Source organism: Serratia sp. D1N4 (assembly GCF_054552755.1).
Genome location: NZ_CM137274.1, coordinates 2957494 through 2983628, shown reverse-complemented (window position 1 = coordinate 2983628; position 26135 = coordinate 2957494). Strand labels below are relative to the sequence as shown.

Sequence of the window (26135 nt, the reverse complement as noted above, 5' to 3'; positions counted from 1 at the left end):
AAAACCCGCCGGGTGGTTCCATAAACCGGGTGGAGCCATTATTATCCATGCTCATTGTGCTTAAGCTACGGCAACTAAACGGATTTCATGTATCAACCTGTCGCGTTATTCATTGGCCTGCGTTATATGCGCGGGCGAGCTTCAGACCGCTTTGGGCGGTTTGTCTCCTGGCTGTCCACCATCGGCATTACGCTGGGTGTGATGGCATTGGTCACCGTACTTTCGGTGATGAACGGTTTCGAAAAAGATCTCGAAAACAACATTTTGGGCTTAATGCCGCAGGCGCTGATTACCAGTAAACAGGGGTCGATCAATCCTGAGCAACTCCCGGCGTCTGCCGTGCAGGGGTTACAAGGCGTGGCCCGTGTCGCACCGCTGACCACCGGTGACGTTGTGTTGCAAAGCGCGCGCAGCGTCGCTGTGGGGGTGATTCTGGGGGTGAGCCCGGATGAAGCCGATCCGCTGTCGCCGTTCCTGGTTAACGTCAAGCAGCAGCAGTTGCAGCCGGGCGAATACAATCTCATCATCGGCGAACAGCTTGCCGGGCAGTTGGGCGTCAAACGTGGCGATCAGCTGCGCCTGATGGTGCCGAGTGCCAGCCAGTTTACCCCGATGGGCCGCATTCCGAGCCAGCGGCTATTTACCATTATTGGTACTTTCCACGCTAACAGTGAGGTGGATGGTTACCAACTGTTGGCTAACCAACAGGATGCTTCACGCCTGATGCGTTATCCGGCGGGGAATATCACCGGTTGGCGTCTGTTCCTGCAACAGCCGTTGCAGGTGGACACCCTCAGCCAGCAAACGCTGCCGGAAGGCACCGTATGGAAAGACTGGCGCGAGCGTAAGGGCGAGCTGTTCCAGGCGGTGCGCATGGAGAAAAACATGATGGGGCTGCTGCTTAGCCTGATCGTGGCGGTAGCGGCATTCAATATCATTACGTCTCTGAGCTTGCTGGTGATGGAGAAGCAGGGCGAAGTGGCCATTCTGCAAACTCTGGGCCTAACGCGGCGCCAGATTATGTTGATCTTTATGGTACAGGGGGCCAGTGCGGGCATTATCGGTTCGCTGCTGGGCACCTTGCTGGGCGTGCTGTTGGCCAGTAACCTGAACAACCTGGTGCCGATTCTGGGTGTCTTGCTTGACGGCGCTACGCTGCCGGTGGCGGTTGACCCGTTGCAGGTGACGATCATTGCCGTCGCGGCGATGGCGGTTTCCCTGTTATCCACGCTTTACCCTTCATGGCGCGCTGCCGCCGTACAACCCGCTGAGGCTTTACGTTATGAGTAACCATCTTTTGTTGCAGTGTGACAACCTGTGCAAGACCTATCAGGAAGGCAATCTGCATACCGATGTGCTGCGCAATGTCAGTTTTGCCATGCAACCGGGCGAGATGATGGCGATCGTCGGCAGCTCGGGTTCCGGTAAAAGTACCTTGTTGCACCTGCTGGGCGGGCTGGATTCGCCCACTTCCGGCGAAGTGATCTACAAGGGCCAGTCATTGAATTCGCTCTCTTCCGCCGCTAAGGCCGAATTGCGTAACCGCCAGCTTGGCTTTATTTATCAGTTCCACCATCTGTTGCCGGATTTCACCGCGCTGGAAAACGCCGCGATGCCGCTGCTGATTGGCGGTATGAAACCGGCACTGGCGCAGGAAAAAGCGCAGGAAATGCTGGCGGCGGTCGGGCTGGAAAAACGCAGTAAACACCGCCCCTCTGAGCTTTCCGGCGGCGAACGCCAGCGCGTGGCGATTGCCCGTGCGCTGGTGAATAACCCGTCGCTGGTGCTGGCGGACGAACCGACAGGCAACCTCGATCAGCGCACCGCCGACAGCATTTTTGATTTGCTGGGTGAACTGAACGTGCGCCAGGGCACGGCGTTTCTGGTGGTGACCCACGATCTGCAACTGGCACGGCGTTTAAGCCGCCAGTTGGAAATGCGTGATGGCCATCTGCAATCTCACTTGACCCTGATGGGGGCCGAGTAATGAGCGCTTCGCCACTTTCCTTGCTGATGGCGCTGCGCTTTAGCCGTGGCCGGCGGCGCGGCGGCATGGTGTCGCTGATTTCAGTGATCTCCACCATTGGTATCGCGCTAGGGGTGGCGGTGTTGATCGTCGGCCTGAGTGCAATGAACGGCTTTGAGCGTGAACTGCAAAACCGCATTCTGGCGGTGGTGCCGCACGGTGAGATCGAACCGGTTAATCAACCGTTCGAAGGTTGGCCTGAGATCCAGCAGCGGGTGGAAAAAGTGCCGGGCATTTTGGCTGCCGCGCCTTATATCAACTTTACCGGTCTGATGGAGAACGGCACCCAACTGCGTGCGGTGCAGGTCAAAGGTGTGGATCCCGCGCAGGAAAGCCAGCTTAGCGCACTGCCGAAATACGTGCAGGGCGATGCCTGGGCCAATTTCAAAAGCGGTGAGCAGCAGGTGATTCTTGGCAAAGGCGTTGCCGAAGCGCTGGGGGTGAAGCAAGGTTCTTATGTGACGGTGATGATCCCGAACAGCGATCCGGAAATGAAGCTGCTGCAACCGAAACGTATTCGCCTGCAAGTGGCCGGTATTCTGCAACTCAGCGGCCAGCTTGATCACAGCCTGGCGATGGTGCCACTGGCCGATGCGCAGCAGTATCTGGATATGGGTGACAGTGTCACTGGCCTTGCTATCAAAGTAAATGACGTGTTTGCGGCGAATAAGCTGGTGCGCGATGCCGGTGAAGTCACCGATGCCTACGTCTATATCAAGAGCTGGATCGGCACCTACGGTTATATGTATCGCGATATCCAGATGATCCGCGCCATTATGTACCTGGCGATGGTGCTGGTGATCGGGGTGGCCTGCTTTAACATTGTTTCCACCTTGGTGATGGCGGTGAAGGATAAAAGCGGAGATATCGCCGTGCTGCGTACTCTCGGTGCCAAAGACGGGTTCATCCGCGCCATCTTTATCTGGTACGGCTTGCTGGCCGGGCTGGTGGGCAGCCTAAGCGGCGTGGTGGTCGGCGTGATTGCTTCGCTGCAACTGACCAATCTTATCAAAGGGATCGAAAAGCTGATGGGGCACTCTTTCCTGTCTGGTGATATCTACTTTATCGATTTCCTGCCGTCCGAACTGCACTGGCTGGACGTACTTATCGTTCTGGCAACCGCCATTGTGCTCAGCCTGCTGGCCAGTTGGTATCCGGCCCGGCGTGCGAGCCGCATCGATCCTGCTCGCGTACTGAGCGGACAATAATAAAAACCTGGGGCTGATTAAGACGCCCCATTTTTTTAGCCTGAGGTCGAGTTATGTACTACGGTTTCGATATGGGCGGCACCAAGATTGAATTGGGTGTGTTCGATGCCGATCTACGGCGTATCTGGCAGAAACGGCTGCCAACGCCGCGTGACGACTACCGGCAATTGCTGGCGGTGTTGCGCGATCTCACCCATGAGGCCGATGCGTTTTGCGGTACCCAAGGTTCAGTGGGGATAGGAATTCCGGGCCTGCCGAATGAAGATGGCACCTTGTTTACCGCCAACGTGCCCGCCGCGATGGGGCAACCACTGCCGCGCGATCTGAGCACGCTGATTGGTCGTGAGATCAGGGTAGATAACGATGCTAACTGCTTCGCTTTGTCAGAAGCCTGGGATGACGAATTCCGTCACTATCCCAGCGTGTTGGGTATTATCCTTGGCACCGGAGTTGGCGGTGGATTGATTGTGGATGGCAAAGTGCTGTCTGGGCGTAACTATATCGCCGGTGAGTTCGGCCACTTCCGTTTGCCAGTGGATGCGCTGGAAGTGCTCGGGCGTGATATACCTCGCGTAGCCTGTGGCTGTGGCCATGATGGTTGCATTGAAAATTACATATCGGGCCGCGGATTTGAGTGGATGTATAGCCACTTTTATCAGCACCACTTGCCTGCACAGCAGATTATTGCGCATTATCAGGCGGGTGAGCCACGGGCAGTGGCGCATGTTGATCGTTTTCTGGAAGTGCTGGCGATATGTCTTGGCAATCTGCTGACTATTATCGATCCGCATCTGGTGGTGATTGGCGGTGGGTTATCGAATTTCGACGCGATCTACCAGGCGTTACCGCAACGCTTGCCAGCGCATCTGCTGCGTGTGGCTAAACTGCCACGCATCGAGAAGGCGCGTTACGGTGATGCAGGCGGGGTTCGTGGGGCTGCGTTTCTCAATTTAGTGCGTAATAAATAAGCAAGGAGAGTTCATGCACACTCGCCATCGGTTGTGTCGGTTTCGCAAGAATAAGCACGTGCTGCATCAGCGCTTTCGCTCACGGATTTTCCACCGAGATACTATGGCGGCGGCAGAGCTGAAGAAGCCGTTTGTCGTGGTGCTGACAGGGGCAGGGATTTCTGCTGAATCGGGTATCCGCACGTTCCGCGCAGACGACGGGTTATGGGAAGAGCACCAGGTGGAAGATGTAGCCACCCCGGAAGGCTATCGGCGCGATCCTGCGCTGGTGCAGGCGTTTTACAACGCGCGCCGTCAGCAGCTTCAGCAACCGGGCATTACCCCGAATGCTGCTCACCGCGTGCTGGCCGATCTCGAAGAGTGGCTGGGGGATAACTTCCTGCTGGTGACGCAAAACATCGACAATCTGCATGAGCGCGCTGGCAGTAAGCGAGTGCTGCATATGCACGGTGAATTGCTGAAAGTGCGTTGTACCCATTCCGGGCAGGTATTTAACTGGCCAGGCGATCTGAACGTTGATGAGCGTTGCCACTGTTGCCAGTTCCCCGCGCCGTTGCGCCCGCACGTGGTGTGGTTTGGTGAAATGCCGTTGAGGATGACCGAGATTTACGACGCGCTGGCAAAAGCCGACTTCTTCGTGGCCATCGGCACCTCTGGCCATGTTTATCCGGCGGCTGGCTTTGTGCATGAAGCGCGATCGGCAGGTGCCTATACCATTGAGCTGAATCTGGAACCCAGTCAGGTGGAAAGCCAGTTCGATGAGAAGCACTATGGCCCGGCCAGTGAAGTGGTGCCACGGTTTATGCATAAACTGCTGGCGGGTAAGATCGAACGGGCAGATATTCCCTATGACGGTGCGGGCTAAGATTGTTGCTGATGCGTATTCAGCTATCTCAGCGTCAAACTATCATTGATTCTAATGATTTCAGGTAAATCTGATTATTAATGACCTGTCTCAATATTTGATCCGAATCGGTTCCGCATAATGAAACGCGAAATTCTGAGGGCGGAACCATGGATAAACTACTTGATCGCTTTTTTAACTACGTCTCTTTCGACACACAGGCTAAAGCGAACGTCAAACATGTGCCGAGTACCGATGGGCAACTGAAGCTGGCGCGTGCGTTGCGGCAGGAAATGATTGAACTGGGGTTTGAACAGGTATCGCTCAGCGAGCACGGCTGCGTGATGGGAACCTTGCCAGGCAATGTCGCTTGGCCGGTGCCTACGATTGGATTTATTTCCCACCTTGATACTTCACCGGACTTTTCCGGTAAAAATGTGACGCCACAGGTAGTGGAGAATTACCGCGGTGGCGATATTGCCTTGGGGATTGGTGATGAAGTGCTGTCACCGGTGATGTTCCCGATCCTGCACCAGATGCTGGGGCAAACGCTGATCACCACCGACGGTAAAACCCTGTTGGGTGCCGATGACAAAGCAGGTATTGCCGAAATCCTCACCGCGATGATGCGGCTGAAACAGCAAAAAATCCCGCATGGTGACATCCGCGTCGCCTTTACGCCTGACGAAGAGGTGGGTAAAGGGGCGCATTTCTTTGATGTGGAAGCGTTCAATGCCGAGTGGGCCTATACCGTTGATGGCGGCGGCGTGGGTGAGCTGGAGTGTGAAAATTTCAATGCGGCATCGGTGACGGTGAAAATCGTTGGCAACAATGTGCACCCTGGCACTGCCAAGGGGGTAATGGTCAATGCGTTGTCGCTGGCGTCGCGCTTCCACCAGGCACTTCCGCCCGATGAAACACCCGAAAATACCGAAGGTTATGAGGGTTTTTATCACCTGAGCAGCATCAAAGGGCACGTTGAGCGCGCGGAGATGCATTACATCCTGCGTGACTTCGAGCGTGAAGGTTTTGAAGCGCGCAAGCGCAAAATGATCGAAGTGGCGCAAATCGTCGGGCGCGGGCTGCCGCGGGATTGCTATATCGAAGTGGCGATCGAGGACAGCTATTACAACATGCGCGCTCAGGTTGCCGACCATCCGCATGTCATTGCGCTGGCGCAGCAGGCGATGCGCGATTGCGATATTCAACCGGTGATGAAACCGATTCGCGGCGGCACCGACGGGGCGCAGCTGTCGTTCAAAGGGTTGCCTTGCCCGAATCTGTTTACCGGGGGGTATAATTTCCACGGTAAGCATGAGTTCATTACGCTTGAAGGCATGGAGCAGGCCGTGAGCGTGATTATGCGTATTGCGGCATTAACGGCGGCGCGAGCCAAAAGATAGACGTGTTTATCGGGCGCAGCTTACTGCGCCCTCCAAATATCGATTAGTCGTTAAAATACCAGTAACCGCTGTTGATCAGCGTGGTCAGCAGGGCGAGGAAGGAAGGATCGTTCATCGCTTCGCCCAGCAGGGTTGCATCAACGCTGAAATGTTGGCACAGCGCATCAGCCGCCTGTAGGTGCTGGGTATCAATCAGCTCACCGTTAACAAAGCACTGTTCGCCAATGCGCAGCACGCGCAGGCCACCCAGGCGCTGTAATGCTTCACCCTGTTGCAGCAGTTCGTAGATCTCGCCAGCTTGATACGGCGGCTCCGGTGGTGCAATGTCCAATTCGTGGCGCGACTGCGAAATAAACTCCCCGAACCAGTGTTGGAAATGTTCCGGCTGTTGCACCAGATCCAGCATCATCTGACGCAGCGCATCTACTTCCTGCGGCAATACGTTGGCCGGATGATCGCGCAGAGTCATGTCCGGATCGCTGTAGCGCTGGCTGCCCAGATCTCGTGCCAGTACGTAATCAGCAAAGCCGCTGACCAGTTCACGGCCATTCGGTGCGCGGAAACCTACGGAGTAGTTGAGCGAGTTTTCCTGCGAATAGCCCTCGTGCGGGAAGCCCGGTGGGATATACAGAATATCACCCGGTTCCATCTCTTCATCAATGATGGCGTCGAAAGGTTCGACCTGTAACAGGTCTGGATGCGGGCTGTGCTGTTTCATCGGCACTTTTTCACCCACGCGCCAGCGACGACGGCCAGTGCCCTGAATAATGAAGACGTCGTATTGATCAAGGTGCGGGCCTACGCCACCGCCTGGCACAGAGAACGAAATCATCAGATCGTCCATACGCCAGTCTGGCAGTTTGCGGAACGGGCGCATCAGCGCGCTGGAGGGCTCATGCCAGTGATCGACCGCCTGCACCAGCAATGACCAGTTGGTTTCCCCCAGATGATCGAAGCTTTCGAAGGGGCCATGTGCAACCTGCCAACGGCCATCCTGGTGGCTGACCAAGCGGCTGTCTACTTCGTTTTCCATTGCGAGTCCGGCCAACTCATCCGGGGAGATCGGATCGATAAAATTTTTGAAGCCGCGCTTCAGGATCACCGGGCGTTTTTGCCAGTAACGTTGTAAAAAGTCGTTCCAGTCCAGATCTAATTGATAATCCATGTTCTATTCCAGGATTGAGTGAGCTTGGAGGGATTATAACGGAAGTTAGGCCCCATGGATCGGGGCCTGAACGACAGAATTTATTCGTGATGGTGGGAGTCATGCTGGCGGGCGAAGGTCACTTCCATGCGAGCCCCACCCAGCGGGCTGTCGCTGATGGTAATGTGGCCGTCATACTGCTCGATAATCTCGGCAGCTACCGATAAACCCAGGCCCTGACCAGGGCGCAGGGTATCGACGCGCTGGCCGCGCTGGAAGATCAGTTCACGTTTGCTCTCAGGGATACCAGGGCCATCGTCATCAATCACAATGGTCAGGTATTTGTCAGAATGCAGCGACGTGATCTCCACAAACTCCAAGCAGTATTTGCAGGCGTTTTCCAGCACGTTGCCCATCACTTCCATAAAGTCGTTTTTCTCACCCATAAAAGTCACTTCAGGCGAGATATCCAAGGTGATCACCACCCCTTTGCGTTGGTAGACCTTATTCAGCGCCAAGGCCAGGCTGTCGAGCAGGGCTGATACCGAATGGATCTCGCGCGTCAGCACGGTTTGGCCCGAATTGATACTGGCCCGGTGCAGATAATAACCAATCTGCTGTGAAATACGGCCGATCTGCTCAAGCATAATCGGCTCCGCTTCTTCGATGGTGGTCTGCTTGCCGGAACGCAGCGAGCGCAGCGTGGTTTGCAGCACCGCCAGCGGGGTTTTCAGGCTGTGGGTCAGGTCTGACAGCGTGGTGCGGTATTTGGTGTAACGCTGCCGTTCATTGCGCAGCAGAATATTGAGATTACGTACCAGTCCGCGCAGTTCGCTGGGGAGGTTTTCATCCAACTGTTCGCGTTCGCCATTCTCCAACTGACCGACCTGGCTCACCAGCGCCTTGATGGGCCGCAGGCTCCAATAGGCCGCCAGCCACAGCAGTGGCACCACCAGCAGCAGATTAGCCAGCAAGACGTAGCTGAACCATTCCCATACCACGTCTGAGCGCTGTAGTTCCTGTGGGATACTGTCTACCACCACAATGGTCAACGCGGGCAGGCGCGAGGTGGCGGCGTAGGTATTGACGGCCACCGAGTGAGTCAGGGCATTCTGATCGGCGTCATCGTAATCTTTCAGTTGATCCTGGGCTTTAGGATTATTGCCCAACACTTCACTACTGATGCGGGTATCGGTATCAATCTCATAAAAACCCGACTCTTCTAACCAGCTTTTCTGGATCAGTTTTTCTAATTTCGGTACTTGGCGCTGGCTCCACAGCAGGTTGCCTTTATCGTCATAGATAAACACCAGCGTCGGGGAGTTGAGGTCAAGATCGGGTGGAATGGCGATGGTCAGCTTCTGTTCTTTCCATTGCGCCAGGCTGAAAAACAGGTTGCTCTCGCCGCGCAGCAGGCGGAAAGCGGTTTTATCAAAGCTGACGATATAGCCCACTACTGCCACCAACCCATAGGATAACGACAGCGCCAGGATCACCCCGGCGGTGGCCATCAGAAAACGGGCGCGCAGCGAGAAGGGTTTTTTATCCTTTTTGAACATGATGTTCACTTAGCATCAAAGCGATAGCCCTGACCACGCACGGTCGTGATCACTTCCTGTGGATATTCCGCTTGCAGTTTCTTACGCAGGCGGCCCATCAGTACGTCAATGGTGTGGCTCTCGCGCAGCTCTGCATCCGGGTAAAGTTGCAGCATCAGCGAATCTTTGCTCACCACTTTGCCCGCGTTACGGATCAGGGTTTCGATGATGGTGTACTCAAACGCCGTCAGCTTGATTTGCTGTTCGTTAACGCTTAACTCGCGGCGCGAAAGGTCGATCTGGAAGGGCGGCAGGACGATCACCTGTGAGGCCAGGCCACTGTTGCGGCGCATCAGCGCTTGCATACGGGCGATCACCTCTTCCAAGTGGAAGGGTTTGGTGACGTAATCATCGGCACCGGCTTCCAGCACGGCGACTTTATCTTGCCAGCTTTCACGGGCTGTCAGCACCAGAATGGGCAAATTCATCTGATGGGCGCGCCAGCGGCGGATCAGGCTCAGGCCGTCTTCCCCTGGCAAGCCGAGATCGACGATGGCGATATCAGGCGCATGTTCCTGCAAAAAATAATCAGCCTCTTTGGCGTCTTCCGCCGCATCCACCTGATGCCCCATTTCGCGCATCTGCACGGAGAGGTGGTGGCGCAATAGACCATTATCTTCAACAACCAGTACTCGCATGGGGCAGACTCCTGTAAATACGCGGGTGAAGTTCCGACTACCCAGAGCGCGCTAAGTTATGGTAGGTATAACCCGTTGATGCCGCAGGCGGGTAATTGGAAATCCGTGTTATCACACAATGGGATGCGGCAATTATCGGCAGTAGGTAATAAACGCAGGATAAACAGCATAGAGACAAAGGTAAACCAAACTTAAACGAAGGGGTTGCTTTCGAACCCAACATAATCAAATTTGCAGCAATCAGATGGAAGACGTTTATGGTGATAAATCAATATGGTCAGCCGGTGGGGGATCCATTACCGCAGTGGCAACCGCGGATACGGCCGACCGGTGCAACCCTGACCGGTAAGTTTTGCCACCTCGTTGCATTAGACGCCGAGCGAGATTTTGCCGCGCTATTCAATGCGTACCAGCAAGCAGCGGATGGCCGCGATTGGACCTATCTTATGGGCGAGCGGCCCGAAAGCTTGCCGGAAATGCGTGCGCATTTGGCAAAGCTCGAAGCCAATACGGGTCTGGCGAATCTGGTGGTGATCGACTCGCATAGTCAAATACCGGTAGGAACGGTGGCTTTTATGCGTATTGAAGAGGCGATCGGCGTGTTGGAGATTGGCCACGTCAACTGGTCACCGCTGATGAAGCAGCGCTCTTGTGCCACAGAGGCGATTTACCTGATGTTACGCTACACCTTTGACGAATTGGGTTATCGCCGCTGTGAATGGAAGTGCGACAGCCTGAATGAGCCATCCCGGCAGGCGGCGCTGCGTTTCGGGTTCAGCTATGAGGGGCGATTTATGAAAGCGCTGGTGACCAAAGGGCGCAGCCGTGATACCGACTGGTTTGCGATGACCGAAGATCGCTGGCCCGCAGTGCGTACCGCGTTCGAACAGTGGTTGGATGAGAATAACTTTACCGCCGACGGGCAACAGAAACAGCGGTTGCAGGCGTTTATGCCGTAAAAAATTGAGGCGACTGAAAAGCCGCCTCATTAGTCTTGCCGCGAGCTTATTTCAGCTCATCAACCATGCTGGTGGCACGGCCAATGTAATTGGCGGGGGTCATGGCTTTCAGGCGGGTTTTCTCTTCTTCCGGCAGTTCCAGGCTGTCGATAAACGCCTGCATCCCGGCCGCATCCACGCGTTTGCCACGGGTCAGCTCTTTCAGCTTCTCGTAGGGCTTTTCGATGCCGTAACGGCGCATCACCGTCTGGATTGGTTCAGCCAGCACTTCCCAGTTGTGATCCAGTTCGTCCAGTAGGTGCGCCTGATTCACTTCCAGCTTGCTGATGCCCTTCAGGGTGGCCTGATAGGCGATCAGTGCATAACCCAGGCCGACGCCCAGGTTGCGCAGCACGGTGGAGTCGGTCAGATCGCGCTGCCAGCGGGAAACTGGCAATTTGCTCGCCAGGTGGCCCATCACGGCATTAGCCAGGCCCAGATTGCCTTCGGAGTTCTCGAAGTCGATCGGGTTAACCTTGTGCGGCATGGTGGAGGAACCAATTTCACCGGCAATGGTTTTCTGCTTGAAGTGATTGAGGGCGATGTAACCCCAGATATCACGGTCAAAGTCGATCAGAATGGTGTTGAAACGCGCGATGCAGTCGAACAGTTCGGCGATATAGTCGTGCGGTTCGATCTGGGTGGTGTACGGGTTCCAGGTAATGCCCAGCGAAGTGACAAATTCTTCGCTGAAACGGTGCCAGTCCACTTCCGGGTAAGCCACAATGTGAGCGTTGTAGTTGCCCACGGCGCCGTTGATTTTCCCCAGGATCTCAACGCGTTCCAACTGACGGAACTGACGTTCCATACGGTAAGCCACGTTGGCGAACTCTTTACCGACGGTGGAAGGGGTCGCTGGCTGGCCATGGGTGCGGGACAGCAGCGGAATGTCGCGGTATTCCAGCGCCAGCCCTTTGAGTGCATCAATGATTTTGCGCCAGAACGGCAGCACCACGTCCTGACGTGCCGTTTGCAGCATCAGCGCGTGTGACAGGTTGTTGATGTCCTCTGAAGTACAGGCGAAGTGGATAAACTCCGATACCGCCTGTAGGGCAGGGACGGCTTCCACCTTTTCTTTCAGGAAGTATTCAACCGCTTTCACATCGTGGTTGGTGGTGCGTTCAATGGTTTTAATGCGCTGTGCGTCTTGTTCGCTGAACTCTGCGACGATTTTATCAAGGTAAGCGTTTGCGTCGGCATCAAAAGCCGGAACTTCCTTGATTTGTGTGCAGGCAGCCAGTTTTTGCAGCCAACGTACTTCAACCTGCACGCGAAATTTCAGCAAACCGTATTCGCTGAAAATGGTGCGCAGTGCGCTGACTTTATCACCGTAGCGTCCGTCAACGGGGGAAACGGCGGTCAGTGAGGATAATTCCATCGGTAGCAACTCCTGGGATCGATTAACAATGAGCAACGATATTTTGCGCCTGTTTGAACAGACGATTACGGGAAAACATTAATTGCAGGCGGCTGCCGCCAACCTGTTGCCACAGCACCGCAGCACGAATGCCTGCGAGCAGCGTGGCGCGCACCTTGGCCTGCACCTGCGGATTTTGCAGGATAGCGGGTGATCCGGTCACCTGAATACGCGGCCCCAGCGGTGCCACCACGTCGACATAAATACCGGCCAACGCGCTGATGATGGTGTCTGACTCCAGCTCAAAATGCGCCAGTTGGCGCTCTAACTGGCTCAGGCGATCGCCGAGGGTATTCATCGCCGATTTGTTGGCATTCAGCTTACGCTCCAACACCATCAGGCTGATGGTGTAACGGGTCAGCTCGGCAGCCGGGCCTTTATTGTTGGCATTGAGCACGCCCATTAGCGTCTCAAGGCCCATTTTCAGGTTACGCTCTTCGCCACCGAATACCGCCAGCGTAGAAGGGGGATCCATCTGCAACAGGCTGCTCAGCGAGGTGTGAAACGCTTCGCGATCGGCTTGCCCTTCGTGCGCCAGTTGCTGTACCAAGCGCGCTGACTGGCTGATTCCAGCCATCGCCAACGTGATGTCGTAATAATTCTTCGCCACGATTACTCCTGTAAGCGTTGTTCGATAATGCCGCCGCCCAGGCAAATATCGCCGAGATAGAACACGGCGGATTGGCCTGGGGTCACGGCAGCAACCGGTTCGTCGAAGCGTACTTCAATACGCTCTGCGTCGATCGGCGTGACGGTGCAGGGAATGTCTTGCTGGCGATAACGGGTCTTCACCGTGCAACGCAGGGCTGCCGTCAGTGGCTGACGATCGACCCAGTGCAGCTGTTGGGCGATCAGGCCAGTGGACATCAGGCGCGGATGATCGTGACCTTGGGCAACGATCAGAATATTGTTGGCAACGTCTTTATCCACCACATACCACGGGTCTTCGCTGCTGTCTTTCATCCCGCCAATGCCCAGCCCTTTACGCTGGCCGAGGGTGTGATACATCAACCCCTGGTGTTCACCGATGGTCTGGCCGTCAACGCTGACGATCGGGCCGGGTTGCGCAGGCAGGTAGCGGCCGAGGAAGTCGCGGAATTTACGTTCGCCGATAAAACAGATGCCGGTGGAATCTTTTTTCTTGGCGGTGACCAGCTCCAGTTGTTCCGCGATGCGGCGCACTTCCGGTTTTTCCAGCTCGCCCACCGGGAACAGGCTTTGTGCTACCTGCTCGTGGCTGAGGGTATAGAGGAAATAGCTCTGGTCTTTGTTGCCATCGATGCCGCGCAGCAGGCGGCTTTTACCGTCAACGTCCTGGCGGCGCACATAGTGGCCGGTAGCGATGTAATCTGCCCCCAGATCTTCTGCGGCAAATTCCAGGAACGCTTTGAATTTGATCTCTTTATTACACAGGATGTCCGGGTTTGGCGTGCGCCCCGCTTTATATTCTTCGAGGAACAGTTCGAACACGTTATCCCAGTATTCGGCGGCGAAGTTCACCGTGTGCAGCTCAATGCCAAGTTTGTCGCAAACCGCTTGCGCATCGGCCAAATCGGTGGCGGCTGAACAGTATTCCTCGTCATCGTCCTCTTCCCAGTTCTTCATAAACAGCCCAGCGACCTGATAGCCCTGTTGCTGTAACAGATAGGCAGTAACGGAAGAGTCGACACCGCCGGACATCCCGACGATTACTTTTTTCTGGCTGTTGTCTGACATGGGGATCTCACGAACTTGAACACATGACTGTGTGATAAAAAACAAGCGCAGTACTTTACCATGTTGGCCGCCTGCGCGCACGGCACTTATATGTTGTCTATGCCGTCAAAATGGCCAGTTGAAGCTGGCGACCAGTGATAAAGGATAACGCTCCGGCTGCTGATAACAGCGAATGCTCTCGGCAACCAGCGGGGAACGCAGGTTGCTGGCGGACAAAATCTCTTCGGCGGTCAGCCACAGGCAACGATCAATATCGCTGTCGTGCGGCTCGGTGGGCAACGGGCTTTCCAGCTCAATCACAAAGCTGAAGCGCAGAAACGGCGTGCTGTCCGGTGCGATCCACTGATGCATGCGCAGGAACGCCTGCGGCGTGGCGCGAATGCCCGTTTCTTCCCACAGCTCGCGTTCGGCGGCCTGGATCAGCGTTTCATCCGCCTCCAAATGGCCTGCCGGCTGATTCCACAAGGCTTTGTGATTGATGGTTTCTTCGACGATCAAAAATTTACCGGCGGCATGAACCACGCAGGCAACGGTGACGTGTGGTTTGAACATGGTGGTTCCTCTAGTGGTTACAGCGAATCAATAGATTGCCATTCACCGGGCTGCAATGTACCCAAGGAAAGGTTCCCCATACTGTAGCGAATCAGGCGCAGGGTAGGGAAGCCGATATGCGCCGTCATGCGTCGCACCTGGCGGTTGCGGCCTTCATACAAGGTGATTTTCAACCAGCAGGTCGGTATGGATTTGCGCTCGCGGATTGGCGGGTTGCGTGGCCATAACCACTGAGGCTCGTCCACAAGCTCCACGCCAGCGGGCAACGTTGGGCCATCTTTTAACGTCACGCCTGTGCGTAATTGCGCCAAATCGCTGTCTTGCGGTTCACCTTCGACCTGCACGTAATACACTTTACCGGTACGCTTACCCGGTTGTGTCAGTTGCGCCTGCAACTTGCCGTCATTGGTAAGCACCAGTAACCCTTCGCTGTCGCGATCAAGGCGCCCGGCCGCATAGACGTCGGTAAAGGGAATGAACGCTTTCAGCGTGGTACGTCCGGCTTCGTCGGTAAACTGCGGCAATACATCAAAAGGTTTGTTGAATAACACGATTCGGCGCGGCCCCTGCGGCGCTGCGCGAGCGGCGGGTTTAGCTGGGCTGAATCGTTTAACTTGGTGATTTTTAACAGGGAATTTATTCATAGTCGTTGATATTACGGATGATAGGCGCATTATAACCGAATCCGTTTCGGATTGGCGCGGACTGAATATTCAAGTAGTATTGACACGCATCTTACAAAGCATTAACAAAAATTGCGCTTGAAGAATGAAGGAGAGGTTGATGGAAAGCAAAGTAGTTGTTCCGGCAGAAGGTAAAAAGATTACGGTTGATGCCCAGGGTAAACTGGTTGTTCCGCCTAACCCGATCATCCCGTTCATCGAAGGTGACGGTATCGGTGTCGATGTTACCCCTGCTATGATTCACGTGGTTGATGCAGCAGTAAAAAAAGCCTACCACGGCGAACGTAAAATCTCCTGGATGGAGATTTATACTGGTGAGAAATCCACCCACGTTTATGGGAAAGACGTGTGGCTGCCGGACGAAACACTGAGTCTTATCCGTGACTACCGCGTTGCTATCAAAGGCCCGCTGACCACTCCGGTTGGTGGCGGCATCCGCTCCCTGAACGTTGCCCTGCGCCAGCAGCTCGATCTGTATGTGTGCCTGCGCCCGGTGCGTTACTACCAGGGCACGCCAAGCCCGGTAAAACAACCTGAACTGACTGATATGGTGATCTTCCGTGAAAACGCCGAAGACATCTACGCCGGTATCGAATGGAAAGCCGGTTCAGCAGAAGCTGACAAAGTGATCAAATTCCTGCGCGATGAAATGGGCGTGAAGAAAATTCGCTTCCCAGAGCAGTGCGGTATTGGCATCAAGCCATGTTCTGAAGAAGGCACCAAACGCCTGGTACGTGCGGCGATCGAATATGCGATCACCAACGACCGTGATTCTGTGACCCTGGTTCACAAAGGCAACATCATGAAGTTCACCGAAGGTGCCTTCAAAGATTGGGGCTACGAACTGGCGCGTGAAGAGTTTGGTGGTGAACTGATCGATGGTGGCCCATGGCTGAAGATCAAGAACCCGAACACGGGTAAAGAGATCGTGGTTAAAGACGTGATCGCCGATGCATTCTTGCAGCAAATCCTGCTGCGCCCGGCGGAATACGACGTTATCGCCTGTATGAACCTGAACGGTGACTACATTTCTGACGCCCTGGCCGCACAGGTTGGTGGTATCGGTATCGCCCCTGGTGCCAACATCGGTTCCGACTGTGCGCTGTTTGAAGCTACCCACGGCACTGCGCCTAAGTATGCTGGCCAAGATAAAGTGAACCCAGGTTCCATCATCCTGTCCGCTGAGATGATGCTGCGTCATATGGGCTGGTTCGAAGCGGCTGACCTGATTGTTAAGGGCATGGAAGGCGCAATCGCTGCCAAGACCGTGACCTATGACTTTGAACGCCTGATGGAAGGCGCTAAGCTGCTGAAATGTTCAGAGTTTGGCGACGCTATCGTTAAACACATGTAATGGTGTTTGGGCGTTAAATGATTACGGGAGCCTGATGGTTCCCGTTTTTTATTATTCAATATGTAACGGTTATCAAAACGTTATCAAAATAAGTTATCAAAACGCGGTTATTTGGATGCCTTGCTCATGATTATTTAAAGGTTGAGCTGAGTCTAAAATGTCCTGTAAAACTGACGGTAAACTCTCTACAAATGTCTTTTTCGGAAATAAGAAAAGAACCCTACAAGGAGTATGAATGAGCTTTTTCTGGGTGAACATTGGTGGCAGCTATAAAGAAGTCAAAGAGCAAAATTTCCTCTGGGCTCCTCAATTCGGAATGAACAAGAATGGGAAAAAGTTTAGCAATGCTTCGTGGGAGGCAGTAAAGGGCGTAAAAGCTGGAGATGTTATTTTCTGCAATAAGGATAGGGAGATAGTCTATGTGGCTACTGCTACAGCCGATGCGGAATTTGCGCCGCGCCCCCTGAGTCGATCCTTTGATAAATGGGAGCGAGAGGGCACTCGAGTAGAGGTAGAATTGACCGTCTTGGGGCACCCGATCGATGTTTCGCAGTTTAGCGAGATATTTATGAGTTCATATAATGAGTTGAGTCGTCCATCAGTCTTTGCCGAGAATGGTTCGTGCACACAAACGTATATGTGTGAGATTCCCGAAGTCGCGGCAAAAATGATAGCAAGCTTCATTAGTGAAAATGTCTCAATAGACTTCAATAAGGAGACCACTAAGGTAAAAGAAGCCACCGGAAGCACCAAAGAAACAATCATTCAGGCTCGTGTTGGTCACGGCCCCTACCGAGATAAATTATTTAAGAAGTGGGGCGGAAAATGCGCAGTCACAGGCATTGCGCTTGAGTCAATGCTAACCGCGTCCCATATTGTTTCGTGGTCTATCTCAAATGACAAAGAGAAAGTTGACCCTTACAACGGATTCCCCCTCATTCCTAACCTGGACAGATTGTTCGATCGGGGCATGATCAGCTTTGATGATAATGGACACTTATTGCACAAGAAAGAATTTTCAGGTCTGCTTCGTGATTTAAAAATCCCCTTGGACTCAAAAATTGATGGGCTGTTTGGGGAGAATAAAAAATACTTAAAACGGCACCGCGTGATTTTTGGGTTTGAGAAAGAGCAATAGCTTGGAGTACCTCCAAGCTAGCAGTTCACAGTGATCCAGTTTTTACCTCTATCATCGTGATATTGTTCAGTTTGCTTTTGCGATTTATGACCAAGAAGGAGTTGCGTATTTACACCTTGCTCGCTGTATAGCCGCTCTGAAAGAGAACGCTGTTCGTGAAATGTTGCTGGCGTTCCCGATCCCCAATCGATGTTTGCGAGATCTCTAGCTTTACTGAAATTCGTGGTTAACGTGTTTGCAGATACCTGAGCTCCGCGCTCCGCCATCGAGGTGCCACGAAAGTAGTGAACCAGATACTGGCTGACCACATGATCCCGGCAGCGGGCTACCACATCGCGCAGCGACATATTCAAAGTATCACAGCGAAGAGAAAGGGGGATCGCCAGCTTGGTGCCTGTCTTCTCCTGGATCACGTGTAAATGGTCATCCCAGATATCACTAAACTTCATAGCTGAAACGTCCCCAAGCCGCTGGCCGGTCACAATAGCCAGCAGCATTGCGTTGCCCATGTACTTATGTTGTTTATTGGCGATGTCGAAAATCAGTTGCCACTCTTCAAGGTTCAGACGCTGACGGGTAATTTTGCGCCGCGGTTGCTTGGTGGCCAGCGCCGGGTTATAGCCTGGTGGAACCTCACCAAAATGCTGTGCCTCCTTGAACACGTCGATCAGTACTGAGCGAACAACCTGAGCCATTCGAGGCTGACCCGCAGAAATATACTCATCCAGCAGTAAGGATATGTCTCTTGCATCGACAGATGGCAGCGGCTTCATGGAAAAACTATGGCGCAGGAGATCTACAGGTTTGCGCTTTTGCTTGAATGTGTTCTGCTTAATATCGCCTGACGCGAGACGCTCCTCCTGTATTTTCCAGTACCGATCTAACCAAGTGCTGACGGTAATTTCCTTTCCCCGGATCCGTGCCAACCGGTCACCTAATGCCAGCATTTGGCGACTGCGCTGCTCAGCCAACCTGCTGTTGGCCTCTATCGCAATTTCACGGGCTTCCTGCTCATTGTCACCTAGCGCGTGATACTTCCCGGTAACCGGGTGGCGATAACGCCAATACACCTTATTAGCCTTGCGGCTGAATAGCGGGTACAGGTTAGGGATATCGACATTATTCTTACGTGGACGAGCTGCCATCGTTCAAGATCCTTTGAAGCCTTGGATTATCAGAGTGCCTAATTACCGGGGATGTAAGCGGCCCGACTAATTCAGCATCTTCTCGCACCCGCCACAGCCTGCCTTCTTTACGTGCTGGTGGTGAGAAGTGGCCTTCTTTCGCACAACGCCGCAGCGTACTCAGAGAGGGTGGCTTGCTGCGATATCGTTCCGCAGCCCATTCTTCAAGCGTTAACATTTGCAACATGGTTAATCTCCACACAATAGGCCCGCTGCAACGGGCCGCTGATCATTGCTGGTGGTCTGCTGGCTTATCGCCGCATACCTGGTCTACAAACCGATCAGTCTCATCATCATCCGCGACACGCGAAACCCCGTAATTGCAGTATTCATGGAAAATATCACTTCCAATCTCCTCTGCATCTTCTGTGGTTGCAGCCTCAAAATAATGTGTTGAGACATACCCTGGCGCTTCGATAGTTACACGGTACTTAGTCATGATCACGCTCTCTCCTCCTGTGAGTGCCCAGCTTTGACGAAGATGATCCAGTGCGTTTTGTCGGCTTTTCCAGTGCGCTGCCAAATAGCTGGCTGCTCATCCGTCAATACGATGATTTGGCTTACGGGTATTTGGGTTTCCGCCCATTTGAATATCAAAACGCCGTGAGGCCGCAGCACGCGAAATGCTTCCGAAAACCCAGCCCGGATATCATTGCGCCAGGTATCGCGATTTAACTTTCCGTACTTCTTCCCCTGCCATCCATTTGGCCCGGCGCGATCAAGGTGCGGCGGGTCGAAAACAACAACCGAGAAAGAAGCATCAGCAAAGGGCAGTGCGCGGAAATCGGCTATCACATCGGGGCTGATAACGAGCTGCCGGCCATCGCAAAGTGTGTGCTGTTCGGCGCGGATATCACTGAACACGGCGCGGTCATCGGCTTTGTCGAACCAGAACATGCGAGAGCCGCAACACATATCAAGAATCTGAGCGGCGTTACTCTTCATGATGGACCTCACTGACCGGAACAACTGCATCTACCGGCAGGCATTCATACTGAGGTGGTAACTGTTGCTGGCGCACATCGGCCAGGCAGTTAGATTGATCTGGATACACCCAACCCTGCGGAACGTAATCACACGGCTGGTAGGTGTAGCAGACGAGAAGGAACAGACCGAACATCACTCAATCCTCTCGCCAGTGATCTGCCGATAGCGGTTTGCGAATTGCGCACGCGCCTGTGCTGGATTAAGAGGCATGACGCTTACCATCTCTGATGGTTTCACGCCGTCAAGCATCGGCCAGCGTTCGCCATTATCGATCCCCAGATCGCGTCGTTCGGTTGCCAGCATAACCAGGTCAGCATGTTTAACCTCCGAGCTCAGCTCGGCAGGCAGGCCGAACTTATGACGGATAACAAAATCAATACTGTTTTCAATCCCGCGATAGTCAGGGATTAAACGTTTAAGCGGCGATGGAATATCTTTGCAATATGCTTCATGGGCATCATGCAATAAAGCCTCCAGTGCGAACTCTGGCGGAACAATTCGACTTACTAATACAGAATGCTGCGCTACGGAATAGAACTCCGGTAAATGACCAGCAAAGCGGCACTCATGTGATAACGCCTGCACAATATCTTCAATGCAAATACTTTCAGGTGTTGGCTTTGCATAATTAAAATGCAGGCCACTGAATGTTTTAATCCATGACATAATTATTTCCCCACACAGTTTAGGCAATACTTCACCAAATACCCCATCGCTGGGGTATTTGAGGCTGCATTACTTAATTAAAAATCAGGATTCAAAACTACCGATGAATGTCTCAACTGATTCGCCATCGAATTTCCCGATCAGTAGGTCACGGAACTCGATAGCAATCTCTTCTTCCTTCGCTTCGAGCTGTACGATACGGAGAACGAAACACGGCTCGTCGCTTTTCAACAGGCCATTGCGAAGACTGAAAGGGCGCTCGCCAAGACCTTCATACGGTACGCATTTGAATTCAAACGCGACTGGCATGATCTCTTTACTTGTGGCCTCAACGCTCTGCATCAGTGATTTTTTACCGCTAAAATCACCATCTTCATGATCCGCTTCCTGCATCTGCTTGATACTGACGCGCCGCACGGCGCTGGCAGCTTGAGCGATCGGCATGGTTTGGCCGTCAGCATCGAACGCGGTAAGGAAATCAGACCAATCTTCCAGCCATTCTGCGATCTGCTTCTGGTTAAGGCGCTTGCCATTAATGTCCAGCAATGCGCGGAATGGTGCGGTTTTCTTGAGATTGATATCTGCGACGTTATCAGCGTGGCCCGGAGCAGCCAGGGTGCCAATATTAAACACAGAGCGCGCACTCATTTTCTCCGCATCGATAAAGCAGCGGGCCGGTTCATCGGCATCATCAGCATAGCCAGCGGAGTACCGCACAAAATCGCCGATACTGGTCGTTCTCATGCGCCCACGGAAGCGGAAGCGGGTTTTATGAAACCCTTCCAGGCTTGCGACTGACACATCATCCGGCAAAACAGAAACAGGGCAATCAGTGCTTTTTACTGCATCAAGATATGAAGCACTCAATGTCAGCGCCTGAATTTGAGCGATTGCGGATCCGTCTAATTGAGACATAGGAATAAATCCTTATTAATAAATAATTGAGGGGAGCACGTTATTACTGTGCGATCTTTAGTTTTCCGTCAGGCTGACCGGCGACCGTAAATAATTGGCCCTGGTCTTCTTGCAGAATAGTCAGCTTGCCACCCTTGCCGACATACATAGGTGTTTCAGTGGTATCTTCTTCTGAAACTTTCCCGCGCGGGGTAGGGGTGACGAATTTAAGCTGATGCTTAATACCCACACGCTTTTCTTCAACTGAATTACTGAGGCGGTCAAGATCAAAGGTGAGAACAACCTTTCCCTTTCCGCCATTATTGAGAACACCCAGAGCGGTAGCATTTAACGCTGCTGAGATTTTATTCATAAACACACCGGCATCCAGTTCACCAAGAAAATCCGGCACATTGGTCTTGCGGTCATCACTCATTGAATAGCCCTCTTGCGAAGCGGCATGGCGCCGCATGTTTCTCCACACATCGGTGGCGCACCGCGCCGGGGGCTTTAGACTGCAAAGGTTAAAAGGGAACCAGCACAGTACGCCACCTGATATGTGAAAAAGGGCGGCCAGCCTATGAACATTGTCGTCTTCCTCCTGGTGTTGGTTGACGTTCGGCGTGGCCGCCAAAACTGCACTTACCCTTGCTATTGCGGTGTCCGGAGATCCCGGCAGTTGTCATTAGGCGTTTAGTCAGCCAGACGAACCGGTTGTGACAGGGCCAAACGGAGAGAAAAGCCCGCTAAACTTACCGGTGCATAGGTCTGCACATTCACCACAACGAAAAGAGCACTGGCGTTAAGGTTCGCCTCCGCTTAGCTGCAAATCGGGCCGTCGCCATATTGCAGTAACAATGCCCTTGCCTGTTGTGTGCTGGTCTTTCCCAACCGTCAGCTGCATCTACTTCAGCAGAGAAACCCGCCGTGCTACGTCATAATCTGAGTAATGGGAATCAACCACATCAGATCCATCCAGCCCAGCAAACTCATCAACTCTAATAACGCTGTACGCTGGCCGATGGAATTGACGCGGCACGCGCTCTATAAACGTTCCTTTTAACTTATTGCTGCCGAAGTGCGGCGTTATCAACACGCGCATGCCGGGTTTTAGTGCCGTTGGTTTCATTCTTCACCTTCCCATTACGTGTGCCTGGTTACTTCTCCACCTCAGGCGGCGGTGTTATCTTGGGAGTTCTCACACAACCAAGAAGGGAATTGCTATGTCCGTGTTTGATAAACAGGAACTTGAATTACCCGCATGCATCAAGTGCGGCACCAAGACGAAGAAGAAAATTGCTTGGCTTAAGGTGAACAAGCATTTCACCTGTCGCTGTGGCGCCAGGATCGACGTCAATAGCAGCAAGCTGACTGCTGAGATCCGGAAGTTGGAGAACCAAATAAATAAGTTGTTTAAGTAATGCTTTGTCGATCGTGATGGTTTCAAGTGATTGGCTTCCCGCTTCTCCGCCCAGGGAGGCCAATTCACCAGCGGCGCATTTTGTTTCCTTAATCCATGCTTGAATATCGGAAAGCTTCCAGCCTACGGCGCGAGCGGTAATCTTTACCCTTGCAGGGAACTTCCCCTCTTTTTCCATCAGGTAGCGAGTGGTACGACAAAGCCCTGTCAGTTTCTTGCATTCAGCCTCACGCACTATTTGCTCTATATCCATCATCAAGCCCCTTGCTGAGTATCACCACTATCGCGAATCATCCCGATCTTCATGCGCCTCGGGCGGCTACTTCGTGGGCGTCCTGCCTGTTCGCTGTTTATGGGATTATGATGTACTAATGGTACTTAAAAATCAAGTACCATTGGTACAAAATGATTCAAGAAAAACACATGGACATCTAAATGCCTTGAATTACATGCAATTATTGTCTTCTATTTTCTATGGAATACAACGGTTAGGACGTGGTTTGAGCTGAGCTATAAAATTTTTTCAATGCCAGGTATCGCAGCAACCGCCGCAACCAAGGCGATAACCGCTAAAATTGTACCCACAAGCCATTGAGTGGTTGACGCTGTGCTTTTCAAGCCGTCAATTTGCCCACTGATACCATCTTTTAAACCGCTTATCTGACCAGTTATCCCTTCACGCAACCCATTAATTTCACCTTTTGCACCGATCATCTCCCCCTTTATCTCGGAAAGCGACGTGGTAATCGCGGAAAATTGCTGCGCTTGGAATGCTCTAAACTCAGCCATCTCCAGCCTCATGGACGCAGCGATTACGTCAATTTCGGCCTTACTTGCCTTTATGTGGGACTGGAGTTCTTCCCTATTCATATCTGACATTTCAGCCTCCCCTGGAATGATGTTGTCAGGTTCATCATAGCCTACTGTGATTGAACTCTCTCTTCCACCAACTACTGAAAGGCGTACGCGCGTAAGCCTTCCCGGCACAATGCGCTGTTCATGTATGTTATCTTCTGATTTGTCCATATTATTCAGTAGTAAAGAAGGCTATGTTTGTATGGAGAACACCCGCAGATCCGCTACTTTCAGTGAGATGGCAAAGTATTTGATAAATACCTTTCCCTGGAATATTTATATTCCTGAGAACAACATCCACCTGCCCATCAACGTTTCCCGTTAAGATGGAGCCTTTCGTGTTAATCTCCATTATCGCTGTTTCAGTAAAACTGTCAGCCAACTCCAATGAATCACCCAGCTTCATTTTTAGGTGTATCGGAGAGATTAATAACTCAATGCTGTACTTATGAACAGGCCTTAAGCCAACAAAGCCCACGCAAACCCTAAGTGTTATATCTTTTGGGAAAGTATCAATAGTGAACTTCGTCTGTGGTTTTATTAACTCACCTTCGTCATTGAACGGTACAACAAAGCTAATTCTTTCATATCCAGACATAGATTTTCCTTTGGTATAAGCGCCAAATCGCTTTATAGATTCAACTGGTTAACTACCCATGCCGCTTAAACGCTTGTGACTGACTAAGCAGAACGCGCCCCATGACTTTCAGGTGCTGCTCGTTATCTTCATCTATCTCCCAGTCTGTGTACTGTGAGTTATCAGAATGAACAAGTAGGCGATCAGCCAACATTTGAAGTCGCTTTACATGAAGATGGTTTTTGTAAAGAAAAACGTAAATACCATCGCCATTAAAGTAATCCTTGCTTACGTCAACAAATATCGAGTCGCCGATTTCAATGGTCCCGGACATGCTGTCACCATCGACAGTAATCATTTTGATATGCGAAGCTTGTTTCCCTCCAAACATATAGAGAGCATGATCGTCCGTATATTCAATGGAGCGTATCGTCTGGATTACTTCGTTATTAATAACTCCTGGTCCTGCACTGGCTTGCACGTCAAAAACATCAACCCTAAACGCCCTCGAGTACCCAGGAGTAATAGGGGCGTCATCAAAAATCTGATTCTCCTCGTATTCACCAAGCAGCCAGTCACTACGAACACCTACGTAATCTGCGAGCTCCGCCATCTTCCCTCGCCTAGGTATTGATTCGGCATTGAACCATTTGCTCACCGCCTTCGGCGTAACGCGAAGAGCTTTAGCAATGTCAGTCTGGCGTCCATGCACTTCCAGTTTCGCTCTATCACAAGCCAGTGCAAGCCGCTGAGCAAAAATTTGTCGCACTTTATCTTCTTGAACCATAGGTTCAATCATATAGGTACTTGCTTGTACTATCAGTTCCGTCATAATATGTACTTACAGTTCATTTTTATTGAGAGGGAAGATATGCAAAACCTTACACTCGGAGATGTCATTAGGGATATCAGAGTTTCGGTTGTCGCAGGTGCCTGTGGGTTAACGCCCAAGGCTGTTTATAAGTGGATTAAACGCGGCTCATTACCCAGAACAGATTTCACGGGTGAAACCAGTTACGCAAAGAAAATCGCCTCAGCATCTGGCGGACGGTACACCGAAGAAGAAATTAAGGCGATTAAAAAACAAGCGCCAATTACTTAATTGGCATTATCCACCAATCATTCATAGAAAAAAACCACAGAACTAAGGGGGTAACCGTGGGTATTAAGCATTGGATAGCCGAGAAACAACCGGCATGGCTGGTGGCCGCAATCAGGAAATGTATTTCCGCACTGCCTGGTGGTTATGACGAAGCGCCAGAGTGGCTCGGAAAGAAAGAACCCGGCGACAGGAAGGGCATCACTAAAGACTCGTTGTTCAACCGCCTGCGCACTGATGGCGATCAGATCTTCCCGTTGGGTTGGGCCATGGTGCTGCAGCGTGCTGGTGGAACGTACCACGTAGCTCACGCCGTAGCTCGGGCATCAGGTGGGATATTCATCCCTATGCCAGAGCAAGACGAGGTGGATAACGCCGATATCAACCAGCGCCTTATAGACGCATTCGAGCAGATCGGTCGGTATTCGCAAGAGATTAAAAAATCCATTGAGGACGGTGTTATTGATCCCCGCGAACAGGCGGCAATAACCGATGAGTTGTATCTGACGATCGCGAAGTTGCAGGAGCATTCGACGTTAGTCTTCCGCGTCTTCTGCCCACCTGAAAAGTTGACGCCCGAGGTTGCAGCCCCAGGCGTCGAGCGCGAATTAATTCACTGTGTGGAGAAATAAATCGCATGGCCAGTTTAACAACAGTCTATCGATTACCGCAACTGCGCTGCCTGGCACTGCCTGGTGGTGAACACCCAGCGCCGTATCGGTATGAGCGAAGAATAGCAGGCCGCTGGGTGCCATGTAACCACAGG

General features: G+C 52.6%; 32 protein-coding genes. 11 read left to right on the top strand and 21 right to left on the bottom strand.

Annotated elements, in window-relative coordinates; all coding sequences use genetic code 11:
• Nucleotides 1-87: 87 nt before the first annotated feature.
• The 6 genes from lolC to pepT all read left to right on the top strand — a co-directional run bounded on the left by lolC (nucleotide 88) and on the right by pepT (nucleotide 6449).
• A complete protein-coding gene (gene lolC, locus ACX1CU_RS13245) occupies nucleotides 88-1290 on the top strand; it encodes a lipoprotein-releasing ABC transporter permease subunit LolC (protein ID WP_459398772.1) in 1203 nt (400 codons plus the stop codon).
• Nucleotides 1283-1987, top strand: a complete 705-nt coding sequence (lolD, locus tag ACX1CU_RS13240) for a lipoprotein-releasing ABC transporter ATP-binding protein LolD (RefSeq protein ID WP_459398771.1) — start codon at nucleotides 1283-1285, stop codon at nucleotides 1985-1987. The genes lolC and lolD overlap by 8 nt, the downstream gene beginning before the upstream one ends.
• On the top strand, nucleotides 1987-3234 hold the full coding sequence (gene lolE, locus ACX1CU_RS13235) for a lipoprotein-releasing ABC transporter permease subunit LolE (RefSeq protein WP_459398770.1): 1248 nt from the start codon (nucleotides 1987-1989) through the stop codon (nucleotides 3232-3234). The genes lolD and lolE overlap by 1 nt, the downstream gene beginning before the upstream one ends.
• Nucleotides 3235-3287: 53 nt before the next feature.
• Complete coding sequence (nagK, locus tag ACX1CU_RS13230; protein ID WP_459398769.1) at nucleotides 3288-4202, top strand: N-acetylglucosamine kinase; 915 nt, start codon at nucleotides 3288-3290, stop codon at nucleotides 4200-4202.
• Between the two features lie 13 nt (nucleotides 4203-4215).
• Entirely contained in the window at nucleotides 4216-5067 is an 852-nt protein-coding gene (gene cobB / locus ACX1CU_RS13225; protein WP_459398768.1) for a Sir2 family NAD+-dependent deacetylase, read from the top strand.
• Nucleotides 5068-5216: 149 nt separating this feature from the next.
• Nucleotides 5217-6449 (top strand): peptidase T, encoded by a 1233-nt coding sequence (gene pepT / locus ACX1CU_RS13220; protein ID WP_459398767.1) that lies wholly within the window; start codon nucleotides 5217-5219, stop codon nucleotides 6447-6449.
• 43 nt (nucleotides 6450-6492) lie between these two features.
• Here the strand turns inward: pepT and ACX1CU_RS13215 are convergent, their stop codons facing one another.
• The 3 genes from ACX1CU_RS13215 to phoP all read right to left on the bottom strand — a co-directional run bounded on the left by ACX1CU_RS13215 (nucleotide 6493) and on the right by phoP (nucleotide 9829).
• Nucleotides 6493-7614 carry a ribosomal protein uL16 3-hydroxylase gene (locus ACX1CU_RS13215; protein ID WP_459398766.1) on the bottom strand — a complete coding sequence of 374 codons (1122 nt, stop codon included), beginning with the start codon at nucleotides 7612-7614 and terminating at the stop codon, nucleotides 6493-6495.
• A gap of 80 nt (nucleotides 7615-7694) precedes the next feature.
• A complete protein-coding gene (phoQ, locus tag ACX1CU_RS13210) occupies nucleotides 7695-9152 on the bottom strand; it encodes a two-component system sensor histidine kinase PhoQ (protein WP_459398765.1) in 1458 nt (485 codons plus the stop codon).
• Between the two features lie 5 nt (nucleotides 9153-9157).
• Nucleotides 9158-9829 (bottom strand): two-component system response regulator PhoP, encoded by a 672-nt coding sequence (phoP, locus tag ACX1CU_RS13205; protein WP_459398764.1) that lies wholly within the window; start codon nucleotides 9827-9829, stop codon nucleotides 9158-9160.
• 257 nt (nucleotides 9830-10086) lie between these two features.
• On the opposite strand from phoP, the gene ACX1CU_RS13200 reads away from it, so the two are divergent.
• Nucleotides 10087-10788 carry a GNAT family N-acetyltransferase gene (locus tag ACX1CU_RS13200; RefSeq protein WP_459398763.1) on the top strand — a complete coding sequence of 234 codons (702 nt, stop codon included), beginning with the start codon at nucleotides 10087-10089 and terminating at the stop codon, nucleotides 10786-10788.
• A 46-nt stretch (nucleotides 10789-10834) separates the two neighbouring features.
• Here the strand turns inward: ACX1CU_RS13200 and purB are convergent, their stop codons facing one another.
• From purB to rluE, 5 genes are all read right to left on the bottom strand, one after another.
• Nucleotides 10835-12205, bottom strand: a complete 1371-nt coding sequence (purB, locus tag ACX1CU_RS13195) for an adenylosuccinate lyase (RefSeq protein WP_459398762.1) — start codon at nucleotides 12203-12205, stop codon at nucleotides 10835-10837.
• Nucleotides 12206-12227: 22 nt separating this feature from the next.
• Nucleotides 12228-12854 carry a high frequency lysogenization protein HflD gene (gene hflD / locus ACX1CU_RS13190; RefSeq protein ID WP_459398761.1) on the bottom strand — a complete coding sequence of 209 codons (627 nt, stop codon included), beginning with the start codon at nucleotides 12852-12854 and terminating at the stop codon, nucleotides 12228-12230.
• 2 nt (nucleotides 12855-12856) lie between these two features.
• The gene (gene mnmA, locus ACX1CU_RS13185) at nucleotides 12857-13960 is read right to left on the bottom strand and encodes a tRNA 2-thiouridine(34) synthase MnmA (protein WP_459398760.1); all 1104 of its coding nucleotides are present in this window, start codon (nucleotides 13958-13960) and stop codon (nucleotides 12857-12859) included.
• Between the two features lie 105 nt (nucleotides 13961-14065).
• Nucleotides 14066-14512, bottom strand: coding sequence for an NUDIX hydrolase (locus ACX1CU_RS13180; RefSeq protein ID WP_459398759.1), 447 nt, complete (start codon nucleotides 14510-14512; stop codon nucleotides 14066-14068).
• A 17-nt stretch (nucleotides 14513-14529) separates the two neighbouring features.
• Complete coding sequence (gene rluE, locus ACX1CU_RS13175; RefSeq protein WP_459398758.1) at nucleotides 14530-15156, bottom strand: 23S rRNA pseudouridine(2457) synthase RluE; 627 nt, start codon at nucleotides 15154-15156, stop codon at nucleotides 14530-14532.
• Between the two features lie 139 nt (nucleotides 15157-15295).
• Between rluE and icd the strand changes: the two genes are divergently transcribed.
• Nucleotides 15296-16549 carry an NADP-dependent isocitrate dehydrogenase gene (gene icd, locus ACX1CU_RS13170; RefSeq protein ID WP_459398757.1) on the top strand — a complete coding sequence of 418 codons (1254 nt, stop codon included), beginning with the start codon at nucleotides 15296-15298 and terminating at the stop codon, nucleotides 16547-16549.
• Between the two features lie 235 nt (nucleotides 16550-16784).
• The gene (locus ACX1CU_RS13165; protein WP_459398756.1) at nucleotides 16785-17687 is read left to right on the top strand and encodes an HNH endonuclease; all 903 of its coding nucleotides are present in this window, start codon (nucleotides 16785-16787) and stop codon (nucleotides 17685-17687) included.
• Nucleotides 17688-17704: 17 nt separating this feature from the next.
• Here the strand turns inward: ACX1CU_RS13165 and ACX1CU_RS13160 are convergent, their stop codons facing one another.
• From ACX1CU_RS13160 to ACX1CU_RS13100, 13 genes are all read right to left on the bottom strand, one after another.
• Complete coding sequence (locus ACX1CU_RS13160) at nucleotides 17705-18832, bottom strand: site-specific integrase (RefSeq protein ID WP_459398755.1); 1128 nt, start codon at nucleotides 18830-18832, stop codon at nucleotides 17705-17707.
• Nucleotides 18813-19058, bottom strand: coding sequence for an excisionase (locus ACX1CU_RS13155; RefSeq protein ID WP_459398754.1), 246 nt, complete (start codon nucleotides 19056-19058; stop codon nucleotides 18813-18815). Before ACX1CU_RS13155 ends, ACX1CU_RS13160 begins: the two co-directional genes overlap by 20 nt.
• Before the next feature lie 42 nt (nucleotides 19059-19100).
• Nucleotides 19101-19310, bottom strand: a complete 210-nt coding sequence (locus ACX1CU_RS13150; RefSeq protein WP_459398753.1) for a hypothetical protein — start codon at nucleotides 19308-19310, stop codon at nucleotides 19101-19103.
• A gap of 2 nt (nucleotides 19311-19312) precedes the next feature.
• A complete protein-coding gene (locus ACX1CU_RS13145) occupies nucleotides 19313-19816 on the bottom strand; it encodes a class I SAM-dependent methyltransferase (RefSeq protein ID WP_459398752.1) in 504 nt (167 codons plus the stop codon).
• Nucleotides 19806-19991 (bottom strand): DUF1482 family protein, encoded by a 186-nt coding sequence (locus tag ACX1CU_RS13140; protein ID WP_459398751.1) that lies wholly within the window; start codon nucleotides 19989-19991, stop codon nucleotides 19806-19808. The genes ACX1CU_RS13145 and ACX1CU_RS13140 overlap by 11 nt, the downstream gene beginning before the upstream one ends.
• Entirely contained in the window at nucleotides 19991-20524 is a 534-nt protein-coding gene (locus ACX1CU_RS13135; RefSeq protein WP_459398750.1) for an HD family hydrolase, read from the bottom strand. The genes ACX1CU_RS13140 and ACX1CU_RS13135 overlap by 1 nt, the downstream gene beginning before the upstream one ends.
• An 84-nt stretch (nucleotides 20525-20608) precedes the next feature.
• Entirely contained in the window at nucleotides 20609-21439 is an 831-nt protein-coding gene (locus ACX1CU_RS13130) for a YfdQ family protein (protein ID WP_459398749.1), read from the bottom strand.
• 43 nt (nucleotides 21440-21482) lie between these two features.
• Nucleotides 21483-21854, bottom strand: a complete 372-nt coding sequence (locus tag ACX1CU_RS13125; RefSeq protein WP_459402805.1) for a hypothetical protein — start codon at nucleotides 21852-21854, stop codon at nucleotides 21483-21485.
• 468 nt (nucleotides 21855-22322) lie between these two features.
• A complete protein-coding gene (locus tag ACX1CU_RS13120) occupies nucleotides 22323-22547 on the bottom strand; it encodes a hypothetical protein (protein ID WP_459398748.1) in 225 nt (74 codons plus the stop codon).
• Between the two features lie 124 nt (nucleotides 22548-22671).
• Entirely contained in the window at nucleotides 22672-23094 is a 423-nt protein-coding gene (locus ACX1CU_RS13115; protein ID WP_459398747.1) for a helix-turn-helix transcriptional regulator, read from the bottom strand.
• Nucleotides 23095-23348: 254 nt separating this feature from the next.
• Nucleotides 23349-23864: a hypothetical protein gene (locus ACX1CU_RS13110; RefSeq protein WP_459398746.1), complete on the bottom strand. Its 516-nt coding sequence runs from the start codon at nucleotides 23862-23864 to the stop codon at nucleotides 23349-23351.
• Between the two features lies 1 nt (nucleotide 23865).
• Nucleotides 23866-24291 carry a hypothetical protein gene (locus ACX1CU_RS13105; protein WP_459398745.1) on the bottom strand — a complete coding sequence of 142 codons (426 nt, stop codon included), beginning with the start codon at nucleotides 24289-24291 and terminating at the stop codon, nucleotides 23866-23868.
• Nucleotides 24292-24343: 52 nt separating this feature from the next.
• Complete coding sequence (locus tag ACX1CU_RS13100) at nucleotides 24344-25069, bottom strand: XRE family transcriptional regulator (RefSeq protein ID WP_459398744.1); 726 nt, start codon at nucleotides 25067-25069, stop codon at nucleotides 24344-24346.
• A gap of 72 nt (nucleotides 25070-25141) precedes the next feature.
• Between ACX1CU_RS13100 and ACX1CU_RS13095 the strand changes: the two genes are divergently transcribed.
• On the top strand, nucleotides 25142-25372 hold the full coding sequence (locus ACX1CU_RS13095) for a helix-turn-helix domain-containing protein (RefSeq protein ID WP_459398743.1): 231 nt from the start codon (nucleotides 25142-25144) through the stop codon (nucleotides 25370-25372).
• Between the two features lie 56 nt (nucleotides 25373-25428).
• The gene (locus tag ACX1CU_RS13090) at nucleotides 25429-26001 is read left to right on the top strand and encodes a YmfL family putative regulatory protein (RefSeq protein WP_459398742.1); all 573 of its coding nucleotides are present in this window, start codon (nucleotides 25429-25431) and stop codon (nucleotides 25999-26001) included.
• Nucleotides 26002-26135 lie beyond the last annotated feature (134 nt).

Excerpts from the sequence above, each read along its gene's own strand:
- phoQ (WP_459398765.1), bottom strand. The coding sequence starts at position 9,152 with ATGTTCAAAAAGGATAAAAAACCCTTCTCGCTGCGCGCCCGTTTTCTG.
- ACX1CU_RS13165 (WP_459398756.1), top strand. The coding sequence starts at position 16,785 with ATGAGCTTTTTCTGGGTGAACATTGGTGGCAGCTATAAAGAAGTCAAA.
- ACX1CU_RS13140 (WP_459398751.1), bottom strand. The coding sequence starts at position 19,991 with ATGTTCGGTCTGTTCCTTCTCGTCTGCTACACCTACCAGCCGTGTGAT.
- lolD (WP_459398771.1), top strand. The coding sequence starts at position 1,283 with ATGAGTAACCATCTTTTGTTGCAGTGTGACAACCTGTGCAAGACCTAT.
- ACX1CU_RS13160 (WP_459398755.1), bottom strand. The coding sequence starts at position 18,832 with ATGGCAGCTCGTCCACGTAAGAATAATGTCGATATCCCTAACCTGTAC.
- ACX1CU_RS13110 (WP_459398746.1), bottom strand. The coding sequence starts at position 23,864 with ATGGACAAATCAGAAGATAACATACATGAACAGCGCATTGTGCCGGGA.
- purB (WP_459398762.1), bottom strand. The coding sequence starts at position 12,205 with ATGGAATTATCCTCACTGACCGCCGTTTCCCCCGTTGACGGACGCTAC.
- ACX1CU_RS13130 (WP_459398749.1), bottom strand. The coding sequence starts at position 21,439 with ATGTCTCAATTAGACGGATCCGCAATCGCTCAAATTCAGGCGCTGACA.
- ACX1CU_RS13215 (WP_459398766.1), bottom strand. The coding sequence starts at position 7,614 with ATGGATTATCAATTAGATCTGGACTGGAACGACTTTTTACAACGTTAC.
- rluE (WP_459398758.1), bottom strand. The coding sequence starts at position 15,156 with ATGAATAAATTCCCTGTTAAAAATCACCAAGTTAAACGATTCAGCCCA.
- cobB (WP_459398768.1), top strand. The coding sequence starts at position 4,216 with ATGCACACTCGCCATCGGTTGTGTCGGTTTCGCAAGAATAAGCACGTG.
- ACX1CU_RS13125 (WP_459402805.1), bottom strand. The coding sequence starts at position 21,854 with ATGAGTGATGACCGCAAGACCAATGTGCCGGATTTTCTTGGTGAACTG.
- mnmA (WP_459398760.1), bottom strand. The coding sequence starts at position 13,960 with ATGTCAGACAACAGCCAGAAAAAAGTAATCGTCGGGATGTCCGGCGGT.
- ACX1CU_RS13120 (WP_459398748.1), bottom strand. The coding sequence starts at position 22,547 with ATGAAACCAACGGCACTAAAACCCGGCATGCGCGTGTTGATAACGCCG.
- ACX1CU_RS13100 (WP_459398744.1), bottom strand. The coding sequence starts at position 25,069 with ATGATTGAACCTATGGTTCAAGAAGATAAAGTGCGACAAATTTTTGCT.
- pepT (WP_459398767.1), top strand. The coding sequence starts at position 5,217 with ATGGATAAACTACTTGATCGCTTTTTTAACTACGTCTCTTTCGACACA.
- icd (WP_459398757.1), top strand. The coding sequence starts at position 15,296 with ATGGAAAGCAAAGTAGTTGTTCCGGCAGAAGGTAAAAAGATTACGGTT.
- nagK (WP_459398769.1), top strand. The coding sequence starts at position 3,288 with ATGTACTACGGTTTCGATATGGGCGGCACCAAGATTGAATTGGGTGTG.
- ACX1CU_RS13135 (WP_459398750.1), bottom strand. The coding sequence starts at position 20,524 with ATGTCATGGATTAAAACATTCAGTGGCCTGCATTTTAATTATGCAAAG.
- ACX1CU_RS13180 (WP_459398759.1), bottom strand. The coding sequence starts at position 14,512 with ATGTTCAAACCACACGTCACCGTTGCCTGCGTGGTTCATGCCGCCGGT.
- ACX1CU_RS13145 (WP_459398752.1), bottom strand. The coding sequence starts at position 19,816 with ATGAAGAGTAACGCCGCTCAGATTCTTGATATGTGTTGCGGCTCTCGC.
- ACX1CU_RS13150 (WP_459398753.1), bottom strand. The coding sequence starts at position 19,310 with ATGACTAAGTACCGTGTAACTATCGAAGCGCCAGGGTATGTCTCAACA.
- ACX1CU_RS13105 (WP_459398745.1), bottom strand. The coding sequence starts at position 24,291 with ATGTCTGGATATGAAAGAATTAGCTTTGTTGTACCGTTCAATGACGAA.
- phoP (WP_459398764.1), bottom strand. The coding sequence starts at position 9,829 with ATGCGAGTACTGGTTGTTGAAGATAATGGTCTATTGCGCCACCACCTC.
- ACX1CU_RS13115 (WP_459398747.1), bottom strand. The coding sequence starts at position 23,094 with ATGATGGATATAGAGCAAATAGTGCGTGAGGCTGAATGCAAGAAACTG.
- ACX1CU_RS13155 (WP_459398754.1), bottom strand. The coding sequence starts at position 19,058 with ATGTTGCAAATGTTAACGCTTGAAGAATGGGCTGCGGAACGATATCGC.
- ACX1CU_RS13095 (WP_459398743.1), top strand. The coding sequence starts at position 25,142 with ATGCAAAACCTTACACTCGGAGATGTCATTAGGGATATCAGAGTTTCG.
- lolE (WP_459398770.1), top strand. The coding sequence starts at position 1,987 with ATGAGCGCTTCGCCACTTTCCTTGCTGATGGCGCTGCGCTTTAGCCGT.
- ACX1CU_RS13200 (WP_459398763.1), top strand. The coding sequence starts at position 10,087 with ATGGTGATAAATCAATATGGTCAGCCGGTGGGGGATCCATTACCGCAG.
- lolC (WP_459398772.1), top strand. The coding sequence starts at position 88 with ATGTATCAACCTGTCGCGTTATTCATTGGCCTGCGTTATATGCGCGGG.